The 14,742-nt window shown below is 40.1% G+C and carries 13 protein-coding genes; 8 read left to right on the forward strand and 5 right to left on the reverse strand.

The window, feature by feature from the left end; genetic code table 11:
* Positions 1 to 11 precede the first annotated feature (11 nt).
* From Q8M41_RS13995 to Q8M41_RS14025, 7 genes are all read left to right on the forward strand, one after another.
* Positions 12 to 1,151 carry a DUF3179 domain-containing (seleno)protein gene (locus tag Q8M41_RS13995; RefSeq protein WP_305365904.1) on the forward strand — a complete coding sequence of 380 codons (1,140 nt, stop codon included), beginning with the start codon at positions 12 to 14 and terminating at the stop codon, positions 1,149 to 1,151.
* Positions 1,152 to 1,237: 86 nt separating this feature from the next.
* Positions 1,238 to 2,572, forward strand: coding sequence for a Gfo/Idh/MocA family protein (locus Q8M41_RS14000; protein ID WP_305365905.1), 1,335 nt, complete (start codon positions 1,238 to 1,240; stop codon positions 2,570 to 2,572).
* 83 nt (positions 2,573 to 2,655) lie between these two features.
* Positions 2,656 to 4,188: a M20/M25/M40 family metallo-hydrolase gene (locus Q8M41_RS14005; RefSeq protein WP_305365906.1), complete on the forward strand. Its 1,533-nt coding sequence runs from the start codon at positions 2,656 to 2,658 to the stop codon at positions 4,186 to 4,188.
* Positions 4,189 to 4,364: 176 nt separating this feature from the next.
* Positions 4,365 to 4,976 (forward strand): FMN-binding negative transcriptional regulator, encoded by a 612-nt coding sequence (locus tag Q8M41_RS14010; RefSeq protein WP_305365907.1) that lies wholly within the window; start codon positions 4,365 to 4,367, stop codon positions 4,974 to 4,976.
* A 108-nt stretch (positions 4,977 to 5,084) separates the two neighbouring features.
* Positions 5,085 to 5,537, forward strand: coding sequence for a GNAT family N-acetyltransferase (locus Q8M41_RS14015; RefSeq protein WP_305365908.1), 453 nt, complete (start codon positions 5,085 to 5,087; stop codon positions 5,535 to 5,537).
* Between the two features lie 28 nt (positions 5,538 to 5,565).
* On the forward strand, positions 5,566 to 7,335 hold the full coding sequence (locus Q8M41_RS14020) for a c-type cytochrome (RefSeq protein WP_305365909.1): 1,770 nt from the start codon (positions 5,566 to 5,568) through the stop codon (positions 7,333 to 7,335).
* 129 nt (positions 7,336 to 7,464) lie between these two features.
* The gene (locus Q8M41_RS14025) at positions 7,465 to 9,138 is read left to right on the forward strand and encodes a PLP-dependent transferase (RefSeq protein WP_305365910.1); all 1,674 of its coding nucleotides are present in this window, start codon (positions 7,465 to 7,467) and stop codon (positions 9,136 to 9,138) included.
* Positions 9,139 to 9,194: 56 nt separating this feature from the next.
* On the opposite strand, the gene Q8M41_RS14030 is transcribed toward Q8M41_RS14025, so the two are convergent.
* A complete protein-coding gene (locus Q8M41_RS14030) occupies positions 9,195 to 10,973 on the reverse strand; it encodes an ATP-binding protein (protein ID WP_305365911.1) in 1,779 nt (592 codons plus the stop codon).
* Positions 10,974 to 11,118: 145 nt separating this feature from the next.
* Between Q8M41_RS14030 and Q8M41_RS14035 the strand changes: the two genes are divergently transcribed.
* Entirely contained in the window at positions 11,119 to 11,694 is a 576-nt protein-coding gene (locus Q8M41_RS14035; protein WP_305365912.1) for a Crp/Fnr family transcriptional regulator, read from the forward strand.
* An 87-nt stretch (positions 11,695 to 11,781) separates the two neighbouring features.
* Here the strand turns inward: Q8M41_RS14035 and Q8M41_RS14040 are convergent, their stop codons facing one another.
* The 4 genes from Q8M41_RS14040 to Q8M41_RS14055 form a co-directional block, all read right to left on the reverse strand.
* Entirely contained in the window at positions 11,782 to 12,357 is a 576-nt protein-coding gene (locus Q8M41_RS14040; protein ID WP_305365913.1) for a YceI family protein, read from the reverse strand.
* Between the two features lie 32 nt (positions 12,358 to 12,389).
* Positions 12,390 to 12,884: a hypothetical protein gene (locus Q8M41_RS14045; RefSeq protein ID WP_305365914.1), complete on the reverse strand. Its 495-nt coding sequence runs from the start codon at positions 12,882 to 12,884 to the stop codon at positions 12,390 to 12,392.
* Between the two features lie 135 nt (positions 12,885 to 13,019).
* Positions 13,020 to 13,511 (reverse strand): RidA family protein, encoded by a 492-nt coding sequence (locus Q8M41_RS14050; protein WP_305365915.1) that lies wholly within the window; start codon positions 13,509 to 13,511, stop codon positions 13,020 to 13,022.
* A gap of 66 nt (positions 13,512 to 13,577) precedes the next feature.
* A complete protein-coding gene (locus tag Q8M41_RS14055; RefSeq protein WP_305365916.1) occupies positions 13,578 to 14,612 on the reverse strand; it encodes an exo-alpha-sialidase in 1,035 nt (344 codons plus the stop codon).
* Between the last annotated feature and the right edge of the window lie 130 nt (positions 14,613 to 14,742).

The raw sequence follows: 14,742 nt of genomic DNA on the forward strand, positions 1-14,742 counted from the left end.
ATTTTTGAACAATGAAGAAACTATTTTATTTCGGCATTCTGTTTCTGATTGTATTCGAGATTGCCAATGTGTATTTCATCATGCCGATGCCCGGTAGTCAAAAAATGGAAAGTTTGGATGCAGCCTACTTCCTCTATTCCTGGCGCTGGCTATTCCGAATACTTTTTATGCTGATGATTCTTGCGGGCATTAAACATGCATTTTCCGTATCAAAATGGCTGGTTTCGGGAGCAATTTTAATGGTTTCGGGTATCGCAATTGCCTGCAACTTTATTATGGCCGCTGATAGTATGTTCAAACAGCCCGGTTCTGTAATATTTAAAAAAACAACAGAGAACAAGGTTGAAACAGGCCGTCTAATTTTAGGTATTAACCAAAATGGTGAATCGAAGGCCTACCCTATCCAGTTCCTTGGTTATCATCATCAGGTACGTGATAGCATTGGGGGAAAAGCAATCATGGTGACTTACTGTACAGTCTGCCGAACCGGAAGGGTTTTTGAGCCTCTTATTGAAGGTAAACCCGAAGAATTCAGACTCGTTGGAATGGATCATTTCAATGCTATGTTTGAAGATAAAAGTACCGGTTCATGGTGGCGGCAGGTTAGCGGCAAGGCGGTTGCAGGTCCGCTGAAGGGTAAAAATTTGCCTGAAATTCCCTCTATTCAAACTACTCTTGAAAAGTGGATTGAACTGTATCCAAATACACTCATCATGCAGGCCGACGAGAAATTTAAGGAAAAATATGAAGGGATGAGTAAATATGAATCCGGGACATCAACAAGCAAATTAACATTAAGAGATAAGGCATCATGGAAAGATAAATCCTGGGTCATCGGACTGGAGAGTGGATCTGAAAGCAAGGCCTACGACTGGAATCGCCTGCAAAAGGAAGGAATTATTCATGATGAACTGGGTGGTAAACCGGTAGCAATTATACTATCCCGGGACAAAAAGAGTTTTGTGGCTCTTGAACGACTGAACAGCGGACAATTATTTAGTATGAGTAATGACACCCTCATAACAGCCAATAACCGTTATAATTTTATCGGTATCTCGCTGGATTCGACCAAATCAAACCTTAAAAGACTCAATGCTTATCAGGAATACTGGCATAGCTGGCAAATATTTCATCCTTTAACAAAAAAATAATTTAGTTTGATTCCCGGTTGTTTTTGAACAATTTAGTATTTGTCAAAATCAGGAATCTTTTATGGTTCCATTCTACCTGAAAAAATATGAAAAGAAGAAATTTTATCATTAAGACAAGTACCGTACTTGCCGGTTCTGCCATTTTACCTGCTACGGCTGAGACTTTATTAAATCCGGTAAAAAAGAAGCGAATCGCTATTGTTGGTCTAGGAGTCAGGGCAACCGGCATGTGGAGTAAAACTGTACTTGAAAAGTATGGAAATGAAGTTGAATTCGTCGGACTTTGTGATATCAATGAAGGCCGTTTAAGGCTAATGAAATCAGGCATGGGAGTAAGCTGTCCCACCTTTACTGATTTTGACAAAATGATGCGCGAAACAAAGCCTGAAATTTTGATGGTGATGACTGTAGATAATACACATCATGAATTCATTATCAAAGGGATGGAAATGGGCGCAGATATTATCACGGAAAAACCCCTCACAACCGACGAAACGAAATGTCAGGCAATTCTGGAAGCCGAAAAACGAACCGGTAAAAGTGTTCGGGTGACCTTCAATTATAGATATTCTCCGCACCGGGTAAAGATTTATGAATTGCTTCGTTCAAATGCAATCGGTAAAATTACGTCTGTCGATTTCCACTGGTATCTCGATACAAATCATGGGGCAGAATATTTCAGAAGATGGCACCGTCTGCGTGAAAAGGGGGGATCCTTACTGGTACATAAAGCATCCCATCATTTTGATCTGTTAAACTGGTGGATTGACTCAGATCCGGAAGAAGTTTTCGCTTATGGTGCATTGGAGTTTTATGGTAAGAATAATTCATTCAGACATACCCATTGCCGTACCTGTCCGCATACTAAAAACTGTGATTTCTTTTGGGACATCACCAAGAACCCTGGCATGATGAAGCTCTATGTTGAAAATGAAAAATATGATGGCTACCTGCGTGATGGCTGTGTCTGGAAGGAAGATATCGATATCTTTGATAAAATGGCAGTTCAGATCAAATATGCAAACAAAGTCCAGGTAAGTTATTCATTAACAGCCTATTCACCCTATGAGGGTTACCGTATTTCATTCAATGGCACCAAGGGCAAAATAGACGCATGGATTAAGGAAAGACAACCATGGGAAGAAGAAGGTTTTGATGAAATCCAACTGACCAGCAACTTTGGAAAACGTGAAATCTTCAAAATATCAAATACCGAAGGTGGACATGGAGGTGGTGATGAGCGCATGAAGCAGCATATATTTTTACCTAACCAGACCGATCCTCACAGGCAGGCTGCCGGCTTGCGTGACGGCGCTTTGGCCATACTGACGGGTATTGCAGCCAGAAACAGCATCGATAGTGGTAAACCTATTAAAATTGCTGATTTGACAAGCATTAAGCCACAGATCAAGAAAGTTTGAGCTTGGTATCACCGTACCATAAGTACTCTCATATCTCCTGTTCGGCAATAACACCGATCAGAGGAAAAACAAGAATGAATTTTATGAAAAAACCTTCCCTCTTTTTCCTCCTGAGCCTTCTGATCAGCCAGGTAGTTTCAGCGCAATCGCCCGGGGTTCTGAGCATCCGGAAATTTATCCAGTTGAATGCCGACAAAATGATCTCTGAATATTCTGAATTTCTTGCTTTGCCAAATGTGGCTGCAAACCCTGTTGATTTGAAGAGGAATGCTGCATTCATTATGGAAATGATGACTAAGCGAGGAATCAGGAACGTGCAGCTTTTAGAAGCCAGTACACGCGGAATTCCGCCTGCCGTTTATGGGGAAGTGATCGTTCCTGATGCCACTCAAACCCTTGTTTTTTATGCCCATTACGATGGACAGCCGGTTGATCCCACACAATGGTCAAAAGGTCTGGAAGCGTTTAAGCCGGTGCTCTTTTCAAAAGCAATCCACCAGGGTGGCGTGGCTATCCCCTTCCCGTCTGATGGGAAATATGAAGGTGACTGGAGAATTTATGCCCGCAGTGCTTCGGATGACAAGGCCGGGGTTGCCGCGATACTGAATGCCTATGATGCGCTTATAAAAAGTGGATTAAGCCCGGGTTCCAATCTTAAATTTTTCTTTGAAGGGGAAGAAGAAGCTGGTTCAACCCACCTGAATGAAATTCTTGAAAAACATAAATCCTTACTCCAATCGGATCTCTGGGTCATTGCTGACGGACCTATCCATCAATCAGGAAGGAAACAGGTTGTTTTCGGAGTTCGCGGTGATACACATTTGAACCTGACAGTTTATGCTTCAAGACGACCCCTGCACAGCGGTCAGTATGGCAATTGGGCACCAAACCCGGCCATGATGCTCGCGCGCCTTCTGTCTACCATGAAAGATGAGAATGGACGGGTAACTATCAATGGATTTTACGATGATGTGATCGCATTAAGTCCGACTGAAAGAAAAGCATTGGAGGAAGTACCTTCGGTTGACGAAAAAATGAAAAATGAACTGGGAATTTCCGCAGTTGAAATGCCCGGAACGAGTTTGGGTGAAGCGATTAATCTGCCTTCGTTGAATATTAACGGATTACAGAGCGGCAATGTAGGCAAAATGGCAACGAACCAAATACCTGCTACAGCAAGCGCAGTGCTTGACCTCAGACTGGTTCTGGGTAACGATTGGCGAAGACAGCAACAAAAAGTAATCAGTCACATCAAAGCCCAGGGGTTTTACATCACCGAAAAAGAGCCGACAGATGAGGAAAGAAAGAATTACGGAAAGATCATAAAAATAAGCCCTGAAGACGGCTATAATGCCCAGCGAACCACTATGGATCTTCCCATCGTTCAAAAGCTCCTGGCAGCTCTTAAAACCACTACACCGGAACAAGTGATTTTGCAACCCACAATGGGTGGAAGCCTTCCGCTATATTTATTTGAAAAACACCTGAATGCGAAAACCATCACTGTTCCGGTTGTTAATCATGATAATAACCAGCATGCTGAAAATGAGAATATTCGCATAGGCAATTTCTTTGAGGGTATTGAAACAATGGGATCGTTGATGATAATGAAATAATTACCAGATTTATATCACGAAATTTAATTCCCGATTTAAGAAGGATATTTGAACAATGTTCTACTTTGGTCAATGTTTTCACCGTGCCATAACTCTCCTATCTCCTGGTCGGCAATAACACCGACCGGAGGAAAAAAGGGTAATAGACAATTATTGAACCTGCTATTATACATTTAATGCATATTCCTGAATTTAACCGCTTAACAGACAGAAACGAGATTGTTGACTTTATGAAGCAATTTAGTTTTGCCAATATTGTCAGTGCCAAAGACAATTTACCTGTTGCCACTCCCCTGCCTTTTCTAATAAAAGTAAAGGATGAGCAGATCATTTTAACCTCACATTTTGCAAAAGCAAATGATCATTGGAAGGATATAGAAAACAACCAGGTACTAATAATTTTCAGTGAACCACATGCTTATATTTCGCCGGTTAATTATGATAAGGATCTTAATGTACCAACCTGGAATTACATATCGGTTCATGCGTACGGCAAGGGGACGCTGATTACAGAAAGTGAAAAGGTAGCTGAGATTCTGGAAGCGACGATAGAAAATTATGAACCAACTTACAGAAAACAATGGGATAATTTTCCTGAGGAGTATAAGTCAAAAATGTCAAAAGGAATCGTCGCATTCGAAATTGTGGTCACAGATATAAAGGCAAAGGATAAATTAAGCCAAAATCGATCGGAAACAGAGAAACTACGAATCATTGAAACCCTGTCTAAGAGCGAAGATTCGAATGAACGGCAGATTGCCACTTTTATGAAAAAAGAGTTTCATTAGGGACCATTTCCTCACAGTATTTGTTACAAAAATCAAAAACTGTTTTATGTATGTTTGATTCATACAAAATAGAATTGTCTACTAGTCTGAATGAATCCGAAAAATTGAATGATCAGTTTAATTAGAACAGATTCCGCCAACAAAGATTTTATCAGGCTGGTTAAAGATCTCGATGCAGACCTTGCCGTGAGAGATGGAGAAGAACATTCATTTTATTCCCAGTTTAATAAAGTTGACCTTATCAGGCATGTTATCGTAGTGTACCAAAATAACATCGCAATTTCCTGTGGAGCAATAAAACAATATGATCCAAAAACAATGGAGATCAAGCGGATGTTCACCATTCCTGAAAACAGGGGTAAAGGATTTGCTGGCCTCATACTGCTTGAACTGGAGAACTGGGCAAGTGAAATGAACTTTGAGAAATGCATTTTAGAGACCGGGAAAAGACAGGCTGAAGCTATTGGACTTTACAAAAAGAGTGGCTATGATATTATTCCGAATTATGGACAGTATGTCGGAATTGAGAATAGTGTTTGCTTTGTGAAAAAGTTAAAATAAAATAACAAAATATAAAACACCTAAAAATATGATACTAAAAATTATTGGCGAGTCTCTTAAAAAACCCGCTTTATATGCCATTTCCTTATTATTTATCATCAGTATCCTTAGTCTCACTTTATTTAGAAATCCCGGCGGCTTGCCACCTTCAGACCCTGATAATGGCGGACTAACATTTCCTGATGGTTTTGAAGCGGTAGTAGTTGTTGATAGTTTAGGCCCTGCCCGTCACCTCGCTGTAAACAGCAACGGCGATATCTATGTAAAACTCAGATTTTCAACCAGGGGTGGCAATGTGGCTATGCGGGATACTGATAATGATGGGAAGGCTGATATTATCCAGCACTTTGGTAACTATAAAGATGTTGGCAGTTTAGCAAATGGAATGAGGATTCATAAGGGATACCTTTATTACAGCTCTTCGCTAGCTATTTACAGAAGCAAGCTGACTCCAGGCAAACTGATTCCTGATAGTCCGATGGAAACTGTTCTGACCGATGACCACGGTCATGGCGCACATTGGCATATTACCAAACCTGTGTCATTTGATGATAAAGGTTTTATGTATGTTCCATTCGGAACTCCGTCCAATAACTGCATGGATCTGGCAAATACTCCGGGAGGAAAACCTGGGCAACCGGGAATAACTCCTTGTCCTGAACTGGTGCAGCATGGCGGTATCTGGCGTTTTGATGCAAATAAAATCGGTCTGACTCAAAAAGACGGAACATTATTCGCTACCGGATTACGCAGTATCGTGGCTATGGACTGGAATAAAGCAGATAAGAGTCTGTATGTAGTGCAGCATGGCCGGGATAATCTTCATCGTCTCTTTCCTGAGCTTTACACCCCATGGGAAAGTGCTGTACTACCTTCAGAAGAATTCCTGAAAATTAAGGAAGGTGATGATGCGGGATGGCCATATTATTATTATGATCAGATCCAGAAGAAAAAATTAATGACTCCTGAATATGGAGGGGATGGAAAAAAAGAAGGAAAAGGCCGGGAACTGGCGCAGCCATTAATCGGTTTTCCTGGTCACTGGGCACCAAATGATTTATACTTTTACCAGGGAAATCAGTTTCCTGCGCGTTATAAAAATGGGGCATTTATCGCTTTCCATGGATCAACAAATCGTGCTCCCTATCCACAATCAGGCTATTTTGTAGCTTTCGTGCCATTCAAAAATGGGGTACCTTCGGGCGAATGGGAGGTGTTTGCAGACGGATTCGCCGGTGTGGACCCGATTGTTAATGTAAGGGATGCTAAGCTGCGTCCAATGGGCATTGCTGAAGGCCCCGACGGCTCATTATATATCAGTGAAACGGAGAAGGGACGTATCTGGCGGGTGATGTTTAAAGGTAATAAAAAGACCTTTGGAAATGCTCAACTCTCAACGATGGAAAAACATAAGCTACTTTCTCATATTCGTACACCCGATAAAATTAAAGACGATTTGGAAAAAGGAAAAATTAAACCGGAAGCTGCACTTTATAATACCTATTGCTCAGCATGCCACCAAAATGATGGTAAGGGCGATGGTAACCGCTTCCCTCCCCTCGGAGGAACTGATTGGGTAAGTGGCGATAAAACGAAGCTTCTAAATGTTGTATTAAAGGGTTTAAACGGAGAAATTGTTGTTAATGGCAAACCATACAATGGTCTGATGCCTGCCCATAATTTCCTGAAAGATGAAGAAGTTGCCAATATCCTGACTTATATCCGTTCCAATTTTGGGAACAGTGCAAGCGCAGTAAGTGTGCAGGAAGTGACTGAATTCAGAAAGTCTGATAAGTAAAATGAATCCTGACTGATGTAACATGAATAGTACCTATATTAGGTTGTATTTTTTATTGAAGTCCTTAAATTAGTTAATTCCTAAAGGGGTATCTTTTATCAAAAAAATAAACTTAAATCAAATATTTAAATGAAACGTAGAGACGTAATTAAAGGTCTGACGATGCTGCCATTAGCCGGCGGAATTGTTGGAAGTGCTCAGGCTGCCATCAATGCTGAAGGCACAGGCATGATTGGAATGCTGGGTGGAGAAAATAGCGCTGCAGGGCCAATGAAATTCGGGCCTGAAGTTTACCGATCATTGGGAGTTGAACCGGTAATCAATTGCCGCGGTACATTCACAATCATTGGTGCATCTACTTTAGTTCCTGAGGCTAAAGAAGCGATGTATAATGCACAATCAAATTATGTTCAGCTTGATGAACTGGCAATGGGTGTTGGAAAAAGACTTGCCGAATTATCGGGTGCTGAATGGGGTGTTGTTTCATGTGGTTGCGCAGGAGGTATGAAAATTACTACCATGGCTGCAGTAACCGGTGGAAATCCTGAAAAACTGGTTCGTGTTCCTGATCTTACCGGATTTGAAAAAGATGAGGTAATTATCCCGCGCAGATCACGTAACACTTATGACCATGCAATCAGAAATGTGGGTGTAAAAATAATCACAGTAGATACTCAGGAAGAACTTGAAGCTGCTATGAACCCAAGAACGGCAATGATCTACATGATGCCATCCACAAAACCGGGAGATACCGGACCATTGTCTGTACATGCAATCTCAAAAGCTGCCAAGCTAAAAGGAATTCCGGTACTTGTTGATGCAGCTGCAGAAGCCCTGACCTTAAATCCAAACGTTCACCTTGCTGATGGTGCAACAGTAGTTGCTTACAGTGGTGGAAAAGCCATTCGCGGTCCGCAGAGTGCCGGTTTATTATTGGGTGATAAAAAACTTCTTATGGCTGCTTGGCAGTCAAGTGCTCCGCACCATGGTGCCGGACGCGACAATAAAGTTGGTAAAGAAGAGCAAATAGGTATGCTTGCTGCCGTTGAAGCATGGACCAAACGGAATCATGCACAGGAAGAATTAACCTGGACAGGCTATCTGGAAACCATTTCAAAGCGCGTTTCAGCGATTAGTGGTGTTACTACCAGCATACGTCAGCCTACAGGTCTGGATAACCGTACTCCAACCCTTACTATTTCATGGGATCCGGCTAAATTTAATGCCAGCGGACAGGAAATGGCTACTTACCTTTCAACAACCAAGCCGCGTATTGCACTGAGTGCAGGTGGTGGTCGCCGTGGTACTCCAGCATCCGAAAATTTAACTTCAATTTCTGTAGCAGCATTTATGATGCAGCCGGGCGATGATAAGATTGTCGCCGATCGTATCTTCGACGCACTGAACATGAAACGTCCTGCAACTCCTGAGATGAAAGCTCCTTCAGCTGATCTGAAAGGACGCTGGGATGTGACCGTAGAGTACTTCAATGAAGTGAGTAAACATACTTTCAGTATCGAAGAGCAGGATTCAAACTGGCTTAAAGGTTCTCACAAAAGCGCCTTTACAACCAATGAACTTGATGGAACGATTGATGGAAATGCAGTGATATTCAGAAGTGCCTCAAGAATGCTCGCTGATAACGTTCCATTTACTTTCTCCGGAACAGTTAATGGTGATACGATGTCAGGAAATATTCACCACGGTGAGTATCTGACCTCAAAGTTCACAGCTAAGAAAGTTATTCAGCCTAGCAGCCGTCAGAGAATTAACGTTCCGGTTGGCCCGCCTTTATCAAGCTGATCAGTTTAACATTAAATCAAAAGGCCCCGTTTCAAATTGATGCGGAGCCTTTTGATTTATATTCTATTTTTTCTTAGTGAAATCTCCTTAAGTTTTGCATAAAGCTCTTTAGGATTGTAAGGTTTCGACAAATAATCATTCATCCCCGCTTCACGGATTTTATCACTCAGATTATTGGACACCGATGCCGTTAAGGCAATGATTGGCACAGTAGATTTTTCCTTATCCGATAGTTCCCGTATTTTCATCGTAGTTTCATAACCATCAAGTAATGGCATGTGAATATCCATTAAGATCAGATCATAATTATTGGCAGTAACTTTTACTAAAGCTTCATATCCATCTCTGGCAAAATCCGGAATATTACTCCATTTCTGGAAAATCTTTTTAAGCAGCAAACTGTTTACCGGATTATCCTCAACCACAAGTACTCTCAAACCATTTAGGTCGAAAATTTGCTCCTTGCTACTGCTATCATTGTCCAATGCCTGGTTATTACGTTTAAAGCTGATATCAAACCAGAATTTCGACCCTTTACCCTCTTCGCTTTCGAGATGTACAGAACTTTCAAACAGAGTTAGTAAACGCTTAACTATTGCAAGCCCAAGACCGGTTCCTCCATAATTACGTGTCGTACTTGTTGAAGCCTGCATAAAAGGCTCAAAAATGGCTTCCATTTTTTCTGCATTAATACCAATTCCTGTATCTGTGATCGAAAAACGAACACTGATTTTATCAGCATCCTTATCAAGAATCTTTATTTGAATCTTTACGCTACCACTTGAAGTGAACTTGATTGCATTACCTGTCAGATTAAATAAAATCTGACTAATACGAGTGGGATCAGTGGAAATCGGAATTTGCTCAATTTCTTCATCTATTTCAAGTAGTAGTTGAAGACCCTTTTCCTTTGCCTGTATCCTCAAACCTGAACAAATATTATGAATTAAAGAATGAAGATTGACTCCAATCGATTCCAAATATAGTTTTTCAGAACCTAGCTTATTAAAATCCAGAATATCATTAATTAATGTATGAAGACTTGCCGCAGAAAAATTAAGAATTTTAAGATTTTCTTCCTGCTCCGGACTCGTAAGTTCATCACTAAGCAGCTCAGCCATCCCAATAACAGAATTTAACGGGGTTCTTAACTCATGCGACATTGTGGAAAGAAAGTCAGACTTCGACTGAGCAGCAATATTTGCTTCTTTCACTGCGATCAGAAGTTTCTCATTCAGCAATTCCTTCTCTTTCACATTTCGGATCAGTGCCTGATAAAACAAATAATGTCCCAGTATCATTGTGACAAAATTCAGGAAGACCATTATCTCATAAGCAGGCGATCCCAAACCTTCGGTACTATTGTGAAGATTCTGGAGATCCCCATTTATAATCATAAACAGGATAACAGGAATAATCGCCAATATGGAATAAAATACACCAAAACCTCTGTTCAATAAGTAAAATCCACTTAAAATTATCATGAACATAAATTGCATTGCCATTATATTAATGGTTTTTGCAAGTCCAAAAAGCACAAAAATTACGATCACTAAGCCCATTAAAATCATGAAATGGGAAATCAGAACTGAATATCTTTTATGGCTCAGTAATAATTTAGTCAGAAATGTATAGACGATCAGTAAGATAAGTGCAAGTTTCAATTGCGGAAGCTGATTACTATGATAGGCAAGAGGAATAACTATCAATACCTTCAATATTGATAAAATCAGAAAGGTATACAGGATTTTAATCCGGGATTGCTCAAGAGGATCTGGAATAGTAGATAACAGATTCTTTAATGACCAATTGAAGAATTTAGGTTTTTTAGACATGGTTTTTCAGGTCACTAAAAATACTAATATATGCCAACAATTCACTTTAATCCGTAATTTCTTTCGAAAACATAGTTTGATTTGGATTAGATTTCCGTTTAATTAATCTAAAACGCCATCTTTGAAATAAATAATCTGCAATTAAATGTTCGAAGTCCTGTTTTCAAAAGTTGAAGAGAAAATTAAGCTTAGTGATGTTGAAAAAGACATTTGCAAAAGTCTCTTCAGCCCTAAAAAGCTAAGAAAACGACAATATATTTTACAGCAGGATGATATCTGTAAAAATCTTGTTTTCGTTGAAAAGGGAATATTACGCTCCTACAGTGTGGATAGTAAAGGAAATGAGCACATCCTTCAGTTTGCCCCTGAAGGTTGGTGGATATCAGATGTTTACAGTTTTTTGACCGGTGAGGCAGCGGTATACAATATTGAAGCTATCGAGGATTCCGAACTGCTGCTAATCTCTAAATCCTCGCTGGATGAATTATATGAAAGAGTACCCAAGTTTGAACGCTATTTCAGACTTCTGAGTCAGGCAAACATGGTTGCAACACACCGGCGGCTTACCGCATCATTAAGTGACAGTGCCGACGAAAAATATCTGAGACTCCTTTCTGCCTACCCTAATATTGTGGCAAGGGTCCCACAGCATATGATCGCTTCATATCTTGGCATAACACCCGAGACCCTGAGCAGAGTCAGAAAACGAATTGTGTCCTGAGAGCTGAATTGATATATGATTCATGAAAAGAAAATGGCTGCCTGATTGATCAGGCAGCCATTTTCATCATTAAAGATTTATAAATAATTATTTTGCTGCAAACTCACCATCTGCCTTAATCTCAACTTCATCACTGATCATAGGAGCTTTGAAATTCGGACCAATGTTAAAGTCTGAACGCTTTAATAAACCGGTTAACTGAAAACCGGCAACATTGGTTTTATTCATCGGATGTACGATTGTACCACGATAAAGAAGGTTCATACTTACTGCTTTAGTAATTCCATGCATCGTCAGATTGCCATTCAGTGTATATTTATTCTTAGCTGCAGGCTTTATTGATGTGCTTTTGAAAGTAATTTTATCGAACTTCTCTGCATCAAAAAAGTCAGGGCTTTTCAGATGATTGTCTCTCATTTCGATTTCAGTGTCAATTGATTTTACATCAGCAGTTAATTCAAAAACTCCATCACTAAAATCTGCTTTTGTAGAAGTAATTGTTGCATCAAAATTCCTGAACAGTCCTTCAACATCCGAAATTCCGAGGTGTACAACTGAGAAGGTTAATTTGGAATGTGCTTTGTCTGACTTCCAGCTTGTTTGCGCCTGAACCGTAGCCTGGCTGATCAATATTACAAGTGCAATAAAAATTGTTTTTTTCATTTTTGTTTGTTTATGGTTTATAATTAATTTGATTATGTTAATTCAAAGGGAGCATGTACAAACCCTGCCTGTTTGAGTAATGCTTTAGTTTCATCAAGCGCATCCTGGTCTCTTCCGGAAATAGAAAACAACATCTGTCCCCCATTGCTTTCAATAAAACTCAGATTGATCAGTCTGGAATAAGGCAGCAGCGATTCAAGTTCAATTTCATCACTCAATGAACCCTCTCCTCTTAATTCTGTTATATTTAGAACGATCTTTTTAGTTACGAATTCACGGATAGAGTTAACAAGTTTTAGCTGATTTTCTGCAGTAACATGCATCACAATAATATCTGCTTCCCAGCCTGTCTGAGCAGAACAATTCAGAACTTGAATATCTGCATCAGGGTAATCTAAGAACAAAGATGGACAATCATCGATCTCTTCAGATAGCACTAAAATCCTGAAAGGGTGTGCTGCCAGCTTTTCAGCCAGGACTGAACCATATGTTCTGTTTACTCCAAATACAGCTATACTTTTAACCATTCCGGCTCAAATTTCTATGCACAAAATTAGAGTCTGAAAAATGTTCAGCCAATGATTTCGGTTAAGAAATAGCATTGATTTAAATCAATAGAATGTAGAGAAAAGGATTCCCAAGCAAATAAAATAGCGATAAGCCTAGTCGATATAAGCGATACAATCGATCTGAACCAGAATACCGTCTCTGCCCATATGCTCAGGGCTACAACCAGTATAAGAACGCACTGGCTTAGGATCAGGAAAGTATTCCCCGTAAACCTCATTAAGCGCTGCAATGTTCTTATTTGGTTCGGCAAGCGACATATGCACCTTTAAAACATTTCCCATATTAGTACCTGCTTTTTCCAGAAGGGTTCTCATATGCTCCAACGCACTTCTGATCTGCACCTGTATATCACCAGGTTCTTTTCTTCTGTCGGCATACCAGCCACCAACCCCAGAGATAAATACCAGATGTCCTGATCGGATGCAAGCGGATAATGGACTTGTGCTTGGATAAGGACTTGGGATTGCCACTTTTTTAGGGCTCCAATCTGATTTTTGTACCGATTCAGCTTCAGCTGTTTTTGTCCCTAAAGCACCCGCTAATGGAAGAATGGTAAGACTTTTTAAAATTTCTCTTCTTTTCATGTTGGAGATGTGAGATGTGAGATGTTGTTAGCCTGATAAAATTTCGAATCAAATGTTTATTCAAAATCAGTTGTTTTCAATAACAAGATACTTAATGTTTTTCCGATCAAAGGTGTACGAAATATGCACTCTTCCATCACTGCTTTGAATGATCGCAGGATAGCTGTATTCCTCTTTTTTGCCGTCTTCAAGGAACATTATATCTTTCCAGCTCTTACCATCCGAGGACTGAGCTAAATTCAATTTAAACCTGCCATTAAACCATTCCTTACCCGGGATCAGTGGATTGTAAACGATAAGCTGAAAGCCACTTTTTAAAGTAACCGCATCAGTTCCGGAGTTTGGATTGAGTAAATCCGTACGTTTCATTTTACTCCATGTAAGTCCATGATCATCTGACCAGGATTCTATCACATTACCTTGCTTACTTCTGCAAAGGATCTGAAGCCGGCCATCAGGATAAGTCAGGATACTGGGTTGTATTACCCCAAATTCAGTTTCAGGATCAACTGGTATATTCTGCCATGTTTTACCCTGATCCGTTGATCGTTCGATATGAACTTTCCAGTTTTCCATAGTCTCAGTGCTGGAAGGTGAAAGAATAGTGCCATCAATAAGCTGAATCGGTTTATTTTTTATCGGACCAAGAATTCCTTCTGGTAAACGAACAGCTTCCGACCATGTTTTACCCTGATCAAGAGATGTTTTGTACATGCCCCACCAATCCCGCGGATTTGGTCCGGCCTTGTAAAACAAGAAAATCTTATTCTCTGAATTTTTGAAAAACACGGGATTCCAAAGCGGGAAAGTTCCTCCTGTACCAAAATCCCCATTTGCAACTTCAACAGGAAAAGTCCATTTCCCATTTCGATTTACTGAAGTCCAGATTTTCACATCCTTATTCCCTTCATGAGTACCCCCAAACCAGGCAGCCAAAATCTCACCATTCGCGGTTTCCAACAAGGTAGAAGCATGACATTGTGCAAATGGCGCATCCTGAAATATCAATTCCTCCTTAATTTTTACAAATGAATTTTGGGCAGATAATAAATCAGGCACCAGTATAAATATAAAAAATACAGCTAACCTCAAATTTTTCATGTTAATCCTTTCTACCTGATATTTAACCCATTAATTAAGTTTCCATTCAAAAAGCATTTCCTAAAACTTACAACCTATAACTTACAACCTATAACTATGAGCTTTAAGCTTTCAACTTTCTGCTTTAAGC

The sequence above is a fragment of the Daejeonella sp. genome (assembly GCF_030684675.1).
Classification (GTDB): Bacteria; Bacteroidota; Bacteroidia; order Sphingobacteriales; family Sphingobacteriaceae; genus Daejeonella.